Here is a 15937-nt window from a genome sequence, read left to right as displayed (position 1 = left end):
CGGTCCGGCAACAACGGCTCTATTCGCGCCCACTGCGCGTCAGTCAACGGCACGACCAGACCAACGATCCGATGATCCGAAAGAAACGCCCTAGGCCCTGGACCTAGCCACCCGCCGCCGACGGACGTGAACGGCTCAGTCCGGGTCGTCCGTCGGCCGCCCCAGCCGCAGTACCACCGCGTACGCCCGGGCGCGCAGCAACAGAGCGCTCCGGCGTGCGCGAACGGCGAACGCGCCGCCCAGCCCGTCTAGGCGCCTGGCCGACGAGGTCCAGCCCCGGACCAGCAGCGCGCCGGGCACCGCCACCACCGCGAACCAGCCCGCGGCCGCCAGGCCCGTCCGCCACGGGACCGGGCCCAGCTCCGCCATCCGGCCGCCGGCCAGCGCGCCGCCGGAGAGCCAGCCCAGGGCCGCCACCGCGGCGCCGGTCAGCAGCGCCGCCGCCAGCGCCGCCACGGCGGTCGCCGCCGGGTGCCAGGGGGCCTGCTCGCCGGGCTCGTACTCCTCGCGCTCCTCACGGTCGGGGTCGTCGTGCCCTTGGCGGTCTTCACGGCCTTCGTAGCCTTCCCGGTCGTCCTGGTCGGGGCCGGCCGCGGCCGCCCGGCCGAGCAGCAGGGCCGGTACCGCCCCGGCCAGCACGGGCAGCAGGCAGACCAGCAGCCGCCAGCCGCCCGCACCCGGCTCCGGAAGCAGCGCGAACAGCGGGAACTCGGGCACCGGGCCCAGCGCCGCGCCGGAGGGCGCCACCACCGTCCCCGTTCCCGCCGCGAACCCCGGCCCCAGCGCGTACGCGGTACCCCAGAGCACCGCGTTCGGCAGCAGCAGCACGCTGAGCAGCAGCAGTCCGGCCACCGCGGCCGGGCCGTGGCCGAGCGCCGCCGTCGCAGGCCCTCCCCCGCCCACCCCGGCCAGTACCGCCGACACCGCGACCAGCAGGGCTCCCGCCGCCACCAGCCCGGCCACGGCGGCCAGCGCCGCCGCCCGGACCACCGGCGCGCCCCCGACCGGGCGCGCCCACCCCGGCACGCGGTCCAGGAGCAGCCACCAGGCGGCGAAGGGCCCGGCGGAGCGGTCGGGGAGGGCGGAGCGGGCCTCCTGGCGGGCGGCCTGCCGGGCCGACGTCCGGTGGGCCGACCGGGCGCCGGCGGCCGTCGCGGCGGCGGCCAGCAGGGCCACCACCAGCACGTCCGGCAGCACCCGCGCCCGGAACAGCCCGGCCCCCGAGCACTGCAGCACCACCGCGAGCGCCACCGCGCAGTAGCCGGCCCAGACCGCCACCGGGCCGCCCCAGCGGGCCCGCGCACCGCGCCTGGCCGCCACCCGGGCACCCGCCCGGTGGAGCTGGCCCACCGCCAACAGGCTGAGCAGCAAAGGGGTGACGGTCAGCGGGGCGTCCAGGCTCCCGCGCAGCACCGGGGCACCGTGCCCGAGCAGCCAGAGCGCCCCCGCCAGCCGGGCGGCGCCGGCCGCGCCGTCGTCCGCGTACGGGGTCACCACCCAGAGTCCGAGGACGGGTACCGCGACCACCGCCAGGCCGAGCAGCGCCGTCCGCACCCCGGCGAGCAGGTCGGCCAGAACGGGTCCGGCGCCCAGTTCGCCCGGCACTTCCAGGATCGGACGGCCCATCAGCTGCGTCATGCGCCTCATGGTGCCAAGGCGACTCGCCATGCTCCGTGAAGAGGCAAACCGCCGTCGTGTCCCAGATTATTGGCTTATGCGCATTTTCAGACCCTGCCCCCGCGCCGTCGCCGCCGCTCCGGCCCGGAGCGTCTGATGACCACGCCGCCGACCGCCGAGCGCCCCGCCGACGCCGCCGAGGGCGCCGACCAGTCCTCGCCGCCGAGCCACCCCGGAAAGGCCCGGGCCGGACGCGGCCGGGCCACGAAGGCCGCCAAGGCCACCCGCACCAGAGGCGCGGGCTCCGACAGCGGGCCCCCGCCCCCTCCCCCGCCGGACGCCGCCCGGCTGCTCCGGCAGCTGACGCCGCGTGAGGCGCAGGCCCTGGCCCACCTCGCGGCCGGCCTGGACACCGCCCAGTCCGCGGCCGCCCTGGGCGTCACCCCGGCCACCGTCAGGAGCCACCTGCAGCGGGCCATGCGCAAGCTCGGCACCCGCACCCAGGCCGAGCTCGCCGCCTTCACGGCGCTGCTGAGCACTCCTCAGGCGCCTCGGCCGGACCGGGCCGACCGGGCTGACCGGGCCGCCGAGGGCGGCGTCCGCGACTCCGGGCCGGGAACGGCGCCGGAGGGCCGACCGGGCACCGCCTCCCGGCGCCGGGAGGCGGCCGCGGCGGCGGGCGACGGCCGCCGGGGTGGCGCGGCCGGGCCGGGTGACGGGGGGCCTGGTACGGGCCCGCAGAAGCCGCAGGCCACCCGGCCGACCGGCAGGCCGGAGGCGGCCGCCGACCGGAAGGGTGCCGCGTCGACTCCTTCCGGTCCTTCCGCCCGCACCGCCGGTACCGCCGGAGACCGGGGCCCGTCCCGCACCGACCGCGTGGACGGTGCCTCGCACCCCGGCCCTCGTAAGCCCGCAGCCACCGGCACGCCCGAGCGACGGGCGGCGGACTCCCCCGCCCCCTCGACCGCACGCGCCACCCCCGGCACCGCCGTCGCACGCGACGGCGGCCGCCGAACCGCCGACCCGGCGCAGCCCGCACCCGCTCCTACCCCGGCTTCCGAACCTGCCCCCGCCGCCGCGTCCGAAGGCCGTCCGGGCAAGCAGGCCACCGGACCCGCCCCGGCCCCCGCCGTCACCGAAGCCGCCGAGCTCGCCACGGCCGCCGAGGCCGACGGCCCGGTCGCGCCCGCCGCCGTCCTCACCTTCGAGGAGCTGTACGAGGCCGCCCACACCCGCCTGGCACAGCAGATGTTCCTGCTCACCACCTGCAAGCACCGCGCCCTGCACTGCGTACGGCGGGCGTTCGGCGAGGCCGGGCGGCAGTGGGAGGAGGTGGCGACCGGGCCCGATCCGGAGGGGTGGGTACGGGTGCGGGCCTCCGAGGCGGCGCTCTCACCCTGGCACCGGGGCGGCCCGCGCCGCGCGCACGCGTGGCGGCTCCCGCACCGCCGGATCAAGGTCCGCCCGGCCGACGAGAGCCAGGCCGTACTGCCCGACCACGACCGCCTGACCGACCGCGACCGCGCCCTGCTCAAGGCCCTCAAGCGGCTCTCCCGCCCGCAGCGCCGGGCCCTGGTGCTGCACGACGGCCTCGGCCTGCCCGCCGCCGCCATCGCCGTCGAGGTGGAGTCGACGCTGGCCGCCGCCGAGGGCCGGGTCTGGGCGGCCCGGACGGCGCTGGCGCAGTGGGTGCCGGACCTGGTCGGGGCCGACCCGGCCGCCGAGGGCTTCGCGGACCGGCTGAGCAGGCTGCTGCACCAGGCGGCCGTCCGGGGCTGCCCCGCGCCGCACCGCCCGCCCGTACCGCTGCTGCGCGCCCGGCACGGGCTGCGCAACGCCACCCGGACCGGGGCCGCGGCCCTGCTCACCGTCGCGGTCGGCGGAGCCGCGGTGGCGACGCTGGCCGGGGGCGGACCGGCGGTGCTGTTCCGGCCGCCCGAGGCACCGGCCCCGACGCTCTGCGCCCCGACCGGGGGCGACGGCGCCCTGCCGCTCGTCCCGGCCGGCCCGCCGACCGGCGTCCTCAGCCTCTGGTGCAGTCCGACGCCGGGCCTGCCGCCGGTGGTGGTGGACCCGCCGCCGCCCCGGGACCGGCCGTGGCTGCTGCCGACCGACAGCCGCGCCGCCGCCGCGCTGCCCCCGCCCGCCACGGTCACGGCCGGCCCGCAGTCCTGCACCCGCTGGTCGCTGCACCCCTGCCCGGGAGACCGCTGAGCGCCGCGCGCCCGGGCCGAAACGTCGAGCGCCCCCGCCCGGAGTCCGGACGGGGGCGCTCGACGAGCGGGCGGCGTCAGCCGCCGATGATCTCGCGCGCCAGGCGGGCGGTCTCGGACGGCGTCTTGCCGACCTTGACACCGGCGGCCTCGAGGGCCTCCTTCTTGGCCTGCGCGGTGCCCGAGGAGCCGGAGACGATGGCGCCGGCGTGGCCCATGGTCTTGCCCTCGGGGGCGGTGAAGCCCGCGACGTAGCCGACGACCGGCTTGGTGACGTGCTCGGCGATGTAGGCCGCGGCACGCTCCTCGGCGTCGCCGCCGATCTCACCGATCATCACGATGATCTCGGTCTGCGGGTCCTCCTGGAACGCCTTGAGGGCGTCGATGTGGGTGGTGCCGATGACGGGGTCGCCACCGATGCCCACGGCCGAGGAGAAGCCGATGTCGCGCAGCTCGTACATGAGCTGGTACGTCAGGGTGCCGGACTTCGAGACCAGGCCGATCTTGCCGGCCTGGGTGATGTCGGCCGGGATGATGCCGGCGTTCGACTGTCCGGGGCTGATCAGGCCCGGGCAGTTCGGGCCGATGATCCGGGTCTTGTTGCCCTTCGAGCCGGCGTAGGCCCAGAAGGCGGCCGAGTCGTGGACCGGGACACCCTCGGTGATGACGACCGCGAGGCCGATCTCCGCGTCGATGGCCTCGACGACGGCGTCCTTGGTGAACTTCGGCGGCACGAAGATGACGGTGACGTCGGCACCGGTCTTCTCGATGGCCTCGGCGACGGAGCCGAAGACGGGCACGTCGGTGCCGTCGACGTCCACGGTGGTGCCGGCCTTGCGCGGGTTGACACCGCCGACGATCTGGGTGCCGGAGGCGAGCATGCGGCGGGTGTGCTTCATGCCCTCGGAGCCGGTCATGCCCTGGACGATGACCTTGCTGTCCTTGGTAAGGAAGATAGCCATGGTGTTAAGTCCCCTTCCTTACTTGGCGTTGGCCAGCTCGGCGGCGCGGTCGGCCGCACCGTCCATGGTGTCCACGCGCTGGACCAGCGGGTGGTTGGCGTCGTCCAGGATCTTGCGACCCAGCTCCGCGTTGTTGCCGTCGAGGCGGACGACGAGCGGCTTGGTGACGGCCTCGCCCTTCGAGGTCAGCAGCTCCAGGGCCTGCACGATGCCGTTGGCCACGGCGTCGCACGCGGTGATGCCACCGAAGACGTTGACGAAGACCGACTTGACGTCGGGGTCGCCGAGGATGATCTCCAGACCGTTGGCCATCACCTCGGCCGAGGCGCCGCCACCGATGTCGAGGAAGTTGGCGGGCTTGACGCCGCCGTGCTGCTCACCGGCGTAGGCGACCACGTCGAGGGTGCTCATGACGAGGCCCGCGCCGTTGCCGATGATGCCGACCTGGCCGTCGAGCTTGACGTAGTTCAGGCCCTTGGCCTTGGCAGCGGCCTCCAGCGGGTTGGCGGCGGCCTTGTCCTCGAGCGCCTCGTGGTCCGGCTGGCGGAACTCGGCGTTCTCGTCCAGGGAGACCTTGCCGTCAAGCGCGATGATCTTGCCGTCGCCGGACTTGATCAGCGGGTTGACCTCGACGAGGAGCGCGTCCTCGGCGATGAAGACCTTCCACAGCTTCTGCAGGACGTCGGCGACCTGGTCCGCGATCTCCGCCGGGAACTTCGCGGCGGCGACGATCTCGGCGGCCTTCTCCGGGGTGCAGCCCTCGTTGGCGTCGACCGGGATCTTGGCGAGCGCCTCGGGGTTCTCCTCCGCGACGACCTCGATCTCCACACCGCCCTCCACGCTGGCCATGGCCAGGAAGGTGCGGTTGGTGCGGTCCAGCAGGAAGGAGACGTAGTACTCCTCCTTGATGTCCGCGGTCTGGGCCAGCATCACCTTGTGAACGGTGTGGCCCTTGATGTCCATGCCGAGGATCGCCCCGGCCTTGGCGACGGCGTCCGCCGGGTCGGCGGCGAGCTTCACGCCACCGGCCTTGCCTCGGCCACCCACCTTCACCTGAGCCTTGACGACGGCGCGGCCGCCGAAGCGCTCCGCGATGGCGGCAGCGTCTGCGGCGGTCTCGATGACATCACCGTCAAGCACGGGCACACCGTGCTTGGCGAAGAGGTCCCTCGCCTGGTACTCGAACAGGTCCACGTGTTTGTCCTTGTTCGTGGTCGCGGATTGTGTCTCTACGAGCGTGCCACGGCAGGATCTTCGCTGCGGGTCGTCGGGGCGGTGCGGGTACGCAGAGGTACGGCCTTGCGGCCCACACAGCCACGGGCGCACACGTCAATCAACACGCGCGTCACGTCCGTCTGGCAGGTTATCCCCGGACGACGGGCGTGTTTCGCCCGGGGCCGTCCCGTCTATGGTGAGAACCGTCACAGACAGGGCACGAAGGTGTGTGGCGCGCCCTGCTCAGCGGGTGGGCAGGTCAGCGGCGCAGGCGGGTGGCGGTTCCCCCGTCCGGGTGAACCCGTGGGCCGCCGCCCTACGCCTGCCGGTCCGGTACCGGGATCGGGCGCTTCTCGATGGCCGCGGCCATGATGTCCGGGAAGGCGTCCGGTGTGCACGCGAACGCCGGGGCGCCGAGTGCGGCCAGTGCCGCCGCGTGCGCGTGGTCGTACGCGGGCGCACCTTCGTCGGAGAGCGCGAGAAGTGCGATGAACTGGACGCCGGCCGCCTTCATCGCCGCCACCCGCTTCAGCATCTCGTCGCGGATTCCGCCCTCGTAGAGGTCGCTGATCAGCACCACGACGGTCTCGGACGGGCGGGTGATCCTCGACTGGCAGTAGGCGAGCGCCCGGTTGATGTCGGTGCCGCCGCCGAGCTGGGTCGCGAACAGCACGTCCACCGGGTCGGTCAGCTGTTCGGTGAGGTCGACCACCGAGGTGTCGAAGACGACCAGCCGGGTGTCCAGGGTCTTCATCGAGGCGAGCACCGCGCCGAAGACCGCCGAGTGCACCACCGAGGGGGCCATCGAACCGGACTGGTCGATGCAGAGGATGACGTCCTTCTTCACCGCGCGCTGGGCGCGGGCGTAGCCGATCAGCCGCTCGGGGACGACGGTGCCGTGCTCGGGCAGGTAGTTCTTGAGGTTCGCCCGGATGGTGCGGTCCCAGTCGATGTCGCGGTGGCGCGGGCGGTTCACCTTCGCGCTGCGGTCCAGGGCGCCGCCCAGGGTGGCCCTGGTCCGGTCGGCGAGCCGGCGCTCCAGTTCGGCGACCACCTTGCCGACCACCGCGCGGGCGGTCTCCCGGGTGGTCTCGGGCAGCGCGTGCTTCAGCGAGAGCAGGGTGCCGACCAGGTGCACGTCCGGCTCGACGGCCTCCAGCATCTCCGGCTCCAGCAGCAGCCGGTCCAGGCCGAGCCGGGTGATGGCGTCCTGCTGCATCAGCTGGACGACGGTGGACGGGAAGTACTCCCGGATGTCCCCCAGCCAGCGCGCCACCTGGGGGGCCGACCCGCCCAGGCCCGCGCTGCGCCGGCCGGTCCGCCCGGTCCGGCCCTCCTCGGGCGCCCCCCGGTACAGCGCGGCGAGCGCCCCGTCCATCGCGGCGTCCCGGCCCCGCAGCGCGCAGCCGGTGCCGTCCGCCTCGCCACCCAGCACCAGTCGCCAGCGGCGCAGCCGCTCCTCGGCGGCGAGGGGAGTGGTCACAGCCATCGGATGCTCCTTCGTGGGGTGGGTGTTCGCGGGGTGGGTGTTCGTGAGGTGGGTGTTCGTGAGGTGGCTGGAGGTGTGCGGGGCGGAGCGGTCGACCGGGCCGGCCGCTCCGCCGCCGGGTGTCAGGTGTCGCGCCCGGAGGCCTGCTTCGGGATCCGCGGACGCTCCGCCGGGGCCGGCGCGGGGAGGCCGAGCAGCAGGGCGAGGACCGGGAGGGCGGCGTCCGCGCGGGCCCGGTCGAGCCCGGCATCGGCCGGATCGGCCGTCGGGACCGGCTCCGCGCCGAGCGGACCGGCCGCGACCCGGCTGCCGACGGTGTTCCGCACGCCCGCCTCCAGGGCGGAGAAGGTGCGGCGCAGCAGCGGCAGCACGTCGGTGAACACCTCGCCCGGGACGCCCGTCAGCCAGGCGTCGAGCAGGCCGAGCAGCCGGGGGTCGTGCAGCAGCAGGGCGCCGCCGCCGGTGAGGAAGCCCTCGATCCAGCCGGCCGCGTCCGCCGGCGCGTTGGCCGCCGAGAGGACCAGGCCCATCCGGCGGCCCGCCTCCTCGGAGTCGAGCCGGCCGTCGTCCAGCAGCAGCCGGACGGCGCGGCCGCGCAGCAGGCCGGGCACGCCCGTCGCCGGTCCCCCGGTCGGCTCGCGGCGGGCGAGCGCGCGCAGCGTGCCGGCCCACCGCTCGGACAGCTCCCCCTGGGCCCCGGCCGGCTCCAGCAGGGCGATCGCGCCGTGCACCTCGTCGAGGTGGCCGCGCAGCACGGCGGCGCCGGCCGCGTCCAGGCCCACGCAGGCCGGTGGCAGTCCGACGCAGATCCGGTCGGCCAGGCCGCCCGCCACCTCGGCGAGCGCGCCGTCGTCGGTGCCCCGGACGTCGCCGTAGCGCAGCGCCCGGACCAGGGCGGGCAGGGCGCCCGCCAGGTGTGCGACATCGGTGTCCAGCGCCGCGCAGTCCGCGAGCACGCGCATCACGGCGGGCAGCGCCCGGCCCAGTCCGGCGAGCAGGCACGTCTCGACCAGTCCGGTCAGGTCGGCGAGCTCGGTGGCGGCGCGGGCGGTGCCGACGGCCTTGCCGGTCGCCGCGTCCTCGACCGTGGTGCCCCACTGGGCGGCCTCGGCGATCCGGACGGCGAACTCCGGCTCCCAGTGCAGCCGCCAGCTCTCCCGGAAGGTGCCGGTCGAGTTGACGGCGGAGCGGCTCGGAACGCCCCAGTCGACGCCGAGCAGTCGCAGCCGGTGCAGCAACCGCGAACGGGCCGCGTCGTTCTCCTTGCGCAGGTCGAGGTCCAAGTCCCGCGGCTCGGCCTGCGGCTTCAGCCGCAGTGAGCGCTGCAGCCGGGCCAGGTCCCGCTGTAGCGGCACCGCCGGCGCGCCCTCCGGCACCTCGCCGAGCGCGTCGCCGATGACCAGCCGGTCGTGCACCAGCGCCAGGGCGACGTCCGAGCCGTCGCACATCACCGACCGGACGGCGTCCATCGTCTCGGTCAGGCCGGCCAGCGGGCGGCCGCGCATCACGGCCAGCGTCTGGGCGAGCCGGACGGCCTCGATGACGTGGGCGGAGGAGACCGGGTGGTCCTCGGCGCGCAGCAGTGCGGCGGCCTTGGTGAGCCAGCCGGGCAGCGGGTCCTCCGACGCCGTGAACAGGTGGTGGTACCAGCCCGGCGAGACGATGCCGGCGCCGTAGCCGGTGGCGTGGGAGAGCCTGCGGTGCGTCCAGGGCACCCAGGTGACGTCCGTCCGCACCTTCCTGGGCAGGCCGGCGAGCAGCGCCCGGTCGTGGGCGACGGTCGGCATCGCGGCCAGCGCGGGGACGTGGAAGGCCCCGCAGACCACCGCGATCCGCTGGTACCCGGCCCGACGGGCGGCCCGGATCTGCTGGCGCATGTAGGCCTCGCGCAGGTCGTCCCGCCGGGCGGAGCCGCCGCCGAGCCCCTGCTCCCGCAGCGCGGTCATCGCCTCGGCGACGGCCGTGAAGGGGGCGAGCGGGTCCGAGCCCGGTGTGCGGTGCTCGACCACGTCCTCCCACCAGCGCTCCGGGTCGTCGTGGCCGGCCGCCTCGGCGAGCAGGGCGATCGGGTCCGCGGACGTGCCCCCCGGCACGCCCGCCTCCTCCTCGGACCGCTCCTCCTCGGACCGCTCCGCCTGCGACGGGTCCGCCTCCGCCTGCGACGGCTGCTCCTCCTCCGGCGCGAAGCCGTAGGCGGCCGGGAGGTCGATGAAGCGGACGGGGAGTCCGAGTTCGACGCCGTACCGGATCGCCACCCACTCCGGGGAGAACACCGCGTAGGGCCAGAACGCGGCCTTGCCCGGGTCGTCCACGGCGTGGGCGAGCAGGGCGACCGGCGGCACCATGTCCTTCTCGGCCGCCAGGCCGATGATCGGGTCGGCCTCCGGCGGGCCCTCGATCAGCACCGCGTCCGGCCGCAGCCACTCCAGTGCGGCGGCCACCGCACGCGCCGAGCCCGGGCCGTGGTGCCGTACCCCGAGCAGCGTCACCTCCGCGCCCATACCCGGGCCCCCCTCGCTCCGCTCGTTCACGCGCCCTCCCTCCTCGAACTCTCGAAGTACCTTCGGATCAGCGGGCGTTCTCGCGGGCGGCGCGGTAGAAGTCCTTCCAGCCGTCCCGCTCGCGGACGACCCCCTCGACGTACTCGTGCCACACCACCTGGTCGGCCGCCGGGTCGCGGACGACGGCGCCGACGATGCCGGCCGTGACGTCGCCGGCCCGCAGCACGCCGTCCCCGAAGTGGGTGGCCAGCGCAAGGCCGTTGGTGACCACCGAGATCGCCTCGGCGGTCGACAGGGTGCCGCTGGGCGACTTGACCTTCGTCCGGCCGTCCACGGTGAGGCCAGCCCGCAGCTCGCGGAAGACGGTCACCACCCGCCGGATCTCCTCGGCGCCGCCGGGCAGTTCGGGCAGCTCCAGGGAGCGGCCGAGCTGGCCGACCCGGCGGGTGACGATGTCCACCTCCTCCTCCAGCGAGGCGGGCAGCGGCAGCACCACCGTGTTGAAGCGCCGGCGCAGCGCGCTCGACAGCTCGTTCACCCCGCGGTCCCGGTCGTTCGCCGTGGCGATCACGTTGAAACCGCGGACGGCCTGCGTCTCGCCGCCCAACTCCGGTACCGGCAGCGTCTTCTCCGACAGGATGGTGATCAGACTGTCCTGTACGTCCGCCGGGATGCGGGTCAGCTCCTCGACCCGGGCGATCTTCCCGTCCGCCATCGCCCGCATCAGCGGCGAGGGCACCAGGGCGTCCCGGCTCGGGCCGTGGGCCAGCAGCTGGGCGTAGTTCCACCCGTAGCGGACCGCCTCCTCCGGCGTACCGGCGGTGCCCTGCACCAGCAGGGTCGAGTCGCCGCTGATCGCGGCGGCCAGGTGCTCCGACACCCAGGTCTTCGCGGTGCCCGGCACTCCGAGCAGCAGCAGGGCGCGGTCCGTGGCCAGCGTCGTGACCGCGACCTCCACCACCCGGCGCGGTCCGATGTACTTGGGTGTGATCACGGTGCCGTCCGGCAGCTCGCCGCCCAGCAGATAGGTGGCGACGGCCCAGGGCGAAAGCCGCCACCGCTGCGGGCGCGGGCGGTCGTCCTGCGCGGCCAGGGCGGCCAGTTCACCGGCGAACGCGTCCTCGGCGTGCTGCCGCAGAACCTCGGTCATGGGGGCTCCTTCAGGTCGGCCGCCGGACACACCTGTGGCAGGCGACGGGGTGATCAGAGGGGAGCATCGGCGCAGATGTCGACAGGTCGGCGTCCCGACCTGCGAGAACAACTCTGCACCCGACCACTGACAATTCTGACCGGACCTCAGTTCGACCGGCCGGTCTGTCAGTCCCTCCCCCTAGCGTCGTCACCATGGAGGAACGCTGGAGCACCGAACACGTCCTGTCCCTGGCACCTGACGCCGCCTCGCGGAAGGCCGCCGGCAAGCTCTCCGCGCCCGCACCCTGGTCGGGCGCCGGCACCGACGGCAGCGCCCTCTGGGGCGAGTGCAAGGGCAGCGGCAGCACGCCGTACCGAACCGTGGTCGAGCTGGCCACCCCCGCCTACCAGTGCAGCTGTCCGAGCCGGAAGTTCCCGTGCAAGCACGCGCTCGGGCTCCTCCTGCTCTGGAGCGGCAGCCCCGAAGCCGTCCCCGACGGCGCCGAGCCCGCCGACTGGGCGGCCGGCTGGCTCGCCGACCGCCGCGACCGGGCCGAACAGCGCGCCGCCAAGGCGGAGGCCGCCCTCGACCCGGCCACCGCGCCCGACCCGGCCGCCGCCCGCCGCCGCGCCGAGCGGCGCGCCACCCGGGTCGCCGCCGGCGCCGGCGAACTGCGCCTGCGGCTGGCCGACCGGATCCGCCACGGGCTCGCCGACCAGTCCACCGCGGGCCCCTGGGAGGAGGTCGCCGCCCGGATGGTCGACGCCCAGGCCCCCGGTCTGGCCACCCGGGTCCGCGAGCTCGACACCACCCCCCAGCACCGCCTCCTGGAGGAGTACGCCCTGCTGCACCTGCTCGCCACCGCCGCCACCCGGGTCGACGACCTGCCCGCGCCACTCGCCGCGACCGTCCGCTCCCGCATCGGCTACACCACCAGCACCACCGAACTCCTGGCCGGCCCCACCGTCCGCGACCGCTGGCAGGTCCTCGGCAGCCGGGACACCTCGGACGACCGCCTCACCACCCGCCGGGTCTGGCTGCGCGGCGCCAAGACCGGCCGCCCGGCCCTTCTGCTCGCCTTCGGCGGCCACGGCCAGGCCCCCGACCTCGCCCTGCCCACCGGCCACTTCCTGGAGGCCGACCTCGCCTTCCACCCGGGCGCCCGCCCGCTGCGCGCGGCCCTCGGCGCCCGCTACGGCGCCCCCGAGGCCGCCCCGCCCGCACCACCCGCCGGCCTCACCCCCGCCGAGGCCGTCGCCGCCTACGGCGCCGCCGTCGCCGACGACCCCTGGCTCGACTCCTGGCCCACCGTCCTCACCGGCGTCGTCCCCGTCCTCACCCCCGACGGCTGGCACCTGACCGACAGCCGCCACACCATCCCCGTCCACCACCCCGGGATGCCGGAGTCCGCCCTCTGGCGCCTCGCCGCCGTCTCCACCGGACGCCCCCTCACCCTCTTCGGCGAGCACGGCCACCGCGGCTTCACCCCCATCACCGCCTGGACCCCGGAAGGCCGCCCGACCAGCCTCACCACCGCCTGAGGCCGTCGGCACCCCACCCGCAAGCCCGCCAGGCCCCGACCGAACCCGCAGGAGCCCACATGCAGCCCGCCCTCTGGGAACCCCTCCACACCGCCGCCCTGCTCGGCACCGACCGCCGGCCCCTCCCGCCGCTCGCCGAGGCCGGCCCCACCCACCAGGGCGTGGACCGCACCGACCCCGCGACCGCCCTGCTCGAACTCGCCGCCCTGGAGACCGTCCGCCGCCGCGCCGGCGCCCTTCCCACCCCCGCCACCGAGCCGCCCGGCGCCCCTGCCCCCGAGGACCCCCGCCCCGAACTCCCGACCCCCGCCGCCCGCCGCCTCACCGTCCTGCTCAGCAGCCGCAACGGCAGCGCGTCCGGCACGCTGGCCAACCTGGCCGAGCTGCTCCCGCAGTGGCTCACCACCGCCCGCACCCGCGGCTACCGCCCGCCCGCCGCCGCCGTCCCCGCCCTGCTGGACGCCGCCCGCGCCCGCAGCGAACTGCGCCCCGACGCGGTCGCCCTCTGCGGCCCGCTCGGCCGCTGGCTCGCCGCCCGCAACCCCGACTGGCGCTTCGTCCTGCGCACCGCCGACGCGACCGCCGCCCCCGGATCCGCCGCCCCCGGATCCGCCGTCCCCGGATCCACCACCGACGGATCCACCACCCCCGGGGGCGACCACCTCTGGCACGAGGGCCTGTTCGCCGAGCGCGTCACCCACCTCACCCTGCTGCGCCGCACCGACCCGGCCGCCGGCCTGGCCCTCCTCCGGAGCACCTGGCCGACCGAGCGCGCCGAGGACCGGCTGCTCTTCCTGGACGCCCTCCAGGACGGCCTCTCCCCCGCCGACGAGCCCTTCCTGGAGGCCGCCCTCGGCGACCGCAGCAAGAACGTCCGCGCCACCGCCGCCGAGCTGCTCTCCACCCTGCCCGGCTCCGCGCTCGCCCTCCGGATGGCCGACCGCGCCCGCGCCACCGTCCGCCTCGCGGACCGCGGCACGCACCTGCTCGTCACCCCGCCCGCCGAGTGCGATCCGGCCATGCAGCGCGACGGCATAGCACTCAAGTCCCCGACCGGGCGGGGCGAACGGGCCTGGTGGTTCGGCGAGGTGATCGCCGCCGCGCCCCTCGCCACCTGGCAGGAGGCCACCGGCCTGACACCCGACCGGCTCCTGGCGCTGCGGGTCGGCGACAGCATCGACGAGACCAGCAGCAGCTGGGCCGACGACCTGCGCGAGGCCTGGGCCAGGGCCGCCGTCCGGCAGCAGGACGCCGACTGGGCCCGCGCCCTGCTCGGTCCGGCGCCCGGCACCGGCGGCCGCGGCCGCTCCGGACGGGCGGCCCGGACGGCCGGGGCGCCCGCCAAACTGCTCTCGGTGCTTCCGCCCGCCGAACGGGCCGTCTGGACGGCCGCGTTCATCGAGGTGCACGGCCTGGGCGAGGCCTTCCAACTGCTCGGCGCCTGCGCCACCCCGTGGACCCCGCCGCTGTCGACCGCCGTGGTCGCGGCGCTGGAACGGGCCACCGCCTCCGGCGCGTACCCGTGGAGCCACAGCGGGGTGCTCGGGATGACCGAGCGCGCGCTCTCCCCCGGGGCGGCGGCCGCCGTCGAGGCGCTGGCGGCCACGGCCGCACCCGCCTCGGCCTGGGCCGAGACCTTCGCCCGGCTGGCCGGCACCCTGCGCTTCCGGGAGGCGATGCTCGCCGAGCTGGGTGCCTAGGGCCCGTCCGGCAGGCTCAGCCCGCGGCCCGCAGGTTGGCCTCGACCCACGCGACCACGTCCCGGGTCGGCGTGCCCGGGGTGAAGATGTCCGCGACGCCCATCGCCTTCAGCTCGGCGACGTCGTCATCCGGGATGATCCCGCCGCAGAAGACCTTGATGTCCTCCGCGTCGCGCTCCTTCAGCAGTTCCAGCACCTTGGCGCAGAGCGTCATGTGCGCACCGGAGAGGATCGACAGGCCGATGCCGTCCGCGTCCTCCTGGATCGCGGTGTCGACCACCTGCTCGGGCGTCTGGTGCAGACCGGTGTAGATGACCTCCATACCGGCGTCGCGCAGGGCGCGCGCGATGACCTTGGCGCCGCGGTCGTGACCGTCGAGCCCCGGCTTGGCGACCACCACACGGATCGGCCCTGAAACACCCATCACTGCCTCCTGGACCTCGTTGTCCATCACCCCACCGGACCTCGTCGGGCGCGGGCGCGGTTAACCAGCAATAACCAACCTGAGGGGAGGGTAGCGCCACCCTGGCCGGTCGACCGTGCCGCCCCTCAAGACGAGTGGAAAATCACAGGTCCGCGCCCCGCCCCCGGCTCCGCAATTCCCCGGCGGCGGGGGGCGATTCCCGGCCATCAGGCGTCCGCCGGGCCTCTTGACATCCGGACTTTTGTCCGGATGTCGGCGTTCCGGCTACAGTCTCGGCAGTTTTCCCCCTCGCCCGACGACGCGCCCGAGGCCCACCCAGGAGGCAGCCCCCGATGGCTCCCGACGCAGCCGCCCGCCCGACCCGAGCGGAGCTGCGCATGGCCGCCCGCGAGCAGTCCCGCGCGCAGCGCCGCGACGCCGCCAAGGCCGCCACCCGGACGGCCCTGCTGCGGGTCGCGCTGCCCTCGGTGGCCGCCCTCGGGGTCGCCGCCGCGGCCGCCGTGACGGTCCACGGCGAGGCCGACCAGCAGCGCGCGCAGGCGGCCGGCCGGCTTCCCGCCCAGGCCACCTCCCCCGACACCGCCACCGACTCCGCGAACGCCGCCGTCACGGCCGCCCGGCAGGCCCTCGCCACGGGCGACCTCGCGCAGGCCTCACGCGGGGACGCCCGCCAGCCGCTCTCCGGTGCGCAGCCCGCCCCGGCGGAGCCGGCCGCCGAGGCCCCGAAGCCGCCGGAGCGCCCCACCGTCTCGCTGCCCGTCGCCCAGCGCGGCCTCGGCGAGACCTTCGGCGCGGCCGGTACGCACTGGGCGGCCCGCCACACCGGCATCGACTTCCCGGTGGACGGCGGCACCGAGGTGATGGCGGTCACCGACGGCACGATCCGCACCCAGTGGAACCCGTCGTACGGCTATATGACGATCCTGAAGATGTCGGACGGCACCGAGGCCTGGTACTGCCATCTGCGCGCGTACAAGATCCGCAAGGGGCCGGTGAAGGCGGGCGATGTCATCGCCTTCGTCGGCACCAGCGGCAACAGCACCGGCCCGCACCTGCACTTCGAGATCCGCCCGGCCGGCGGCGGCGGCCCCGTCGACCCGCTGCCCTGGCTCCTCGCCCAGGGCGTCGACCCGCGCTGAACCC

At 75.7% G+C, this 15937-nt stretch carries 11 protein-coding genes; 4 read left to right on the top strand and 7 right to left on the bottom strand.

Annotation, left to right across the window (positions count from 1 at the left end):
* Positions 1-135 precede the first annotated feature (135 nt).
* Positions 136-1638, bottom strand: coding sequence for a DUF6350 family protein (locus ACIGZJ_RS32835; RefSeq protein ID WP_396460693.1), 1503 nt, complete (start codon positions 1636-1638; stop codon positions 136-138).
* A gap of 135 nt (positions 1639-1773) precedes the next feature.
* Here ACIGZJ_RS32835 and ACIGZJ_RS32830 point away from each other — a divergent pair, with 135 nt between their 5' ends.
* Complete coding sequence (locus ACIGZJ_RS32830; RefSeq protein WP_396460692.1) at positions 1774-3831, top strand: sigma factor-like helix-turn-helix DNA-binding protein; 2058 nt, start codon at positions 1774-1776, stop codon at positions 3829-3831.
* A 76-nt stretch (positions 3832-3907) separates the two neighbouring features.
* Here ACIGZJ_RS32830 and sucD read toward each other — a convergent pair whose 3' ends face one another.
* The 5 genes from sucD to ACIGZJ_RS32805 all read right to left on the bottom strand — a co-directional run bounded on the left by sucD (position 3908) and on the right by ACIGZJ_RS32805 (position 11147).
* Positions 3908-4792 (bottom strand): succinate--CoA ligase subunit alpha, encoded by an 885-nt coding sequence (gene sucD / locus ACIGZJ_RS32825; protein ID WP_396460691.1) that lies wholly within the window; start codon positions 4790-4792, stop codon positions 3908-3910.
* A gap of 18 nt (positions 4793-4810) precedes the next feature.
* Positions 4811-5986 (bottom strand): ADP-forming succinate--CoA ligase subunit beta, encoded by a 1176-nt coding sequence (gene sucC / locus ACIGZJ_RS32820; protein ID WP_392939801.1) that lies wholly within the window; start codon positions 5984-5986, stop codon positions 4811-4813.
* Positions 5987-6323: 337 nt separating this feature from the next.
* Entirely contained in the window at positions 6324-7496 is a 1173-nt protein-coding gene (locus ACIGZJ_RS32815; protein WP_396460690.1) for a VWA domain-containing protein, read from the bottom strand.
* 122 nt (positions 7497-7618) lie between these two features.
* Complete coding sequence (locus tag ACIGZJ_RS32810; protein ID WP_396460700.1) at positions 7619-9997, bottom strand: DUF5682 family protein; 2379 nt, start codon at positions 9995-9997, stop codon at positions 7619-7621.
* A 67-nt stretch (positions 9998-10064) separates the two neighbouring features.
* A complete protein-coding gene (locus ACIGZJ_RS32805; RefSeq protein WP_392939807.1) occupies positions 10065-11147 on the bottom strand; it encodes an AAA family ATPase in 1083 nt (360 codons plus the stop codon).
* 194 nt (positions 11148-11341) lie between these two features.
* Between ACIGZJ_RS32805 and ACIGZJ_RS32800 the strand changes: the two genes are divergently transcribed.
* Complete coding sequence (locus tag ACIGZJ_RS32800) at positions 11342-12670, top strand: SWIM zinc finger family protein (protein WP_396460689.1); 1329 nt, start codon at positions 11342-11344, stop codon at positions 12668-12670.
* A gap of 59 nt (positions 12671-12729) precedes the next feature.
* Positions 12730-14370 carry a DUF5691 domain-containing protein gene (locus tag ACIGZJ_RS32795; protein ID WP_396460688.1) on the top strand — a complete coding sequence of 547 codons (1641 nt, stop codon included), beginning with the start codon at positions 12730-12732 and terminating at the stop codon, positions 14368-14370.
* A gap of 16 nt (positions 14371-14386) precedes the next feature.
* On the opposite strand, the gene ACIGZJ_RS32790 is transcribed toward ACIGZJ_RS32795, so the two are convergent.
* Entirely contained in the window at positions 14387-14794 is a 408-nt protein-coding gene (locus tag ACIGZJ_RS32790; RefSeq protein WP_396460687.1) for a cobalamin B12-binding domain-containing protein, read from the bottom strand.
* Between the two features lie 332 nt (positions 14795-15126).
* Between ACIGZJ_RS32790 and ACIGZJ_RS32785 the strand changes: the two genes are divergently transcribed.
* Positions 15127-15933, top strand: coding sequence for a M23 family metallopeptidase (locus tag ACIGZJ_RS32785; protein WP_396460686.1), 807 nt, complete (start codon positions 15127-15129; stop codon positions 15931-15933).
* Positions 15934-15937 lie beyond the last annotated feature (4 nt).

Source organism: Kitasatospora sp. NPDC052868, assembly GCF_044547105.1.
GTDB lineage: Bacteria > Actinomycetota > Actinomycetes > Streptomycetales > Streptomycetaceae > Kitasatospora.
This window is presented reverse-complemented; position numbering and strand designations above follow the sequence as displayed.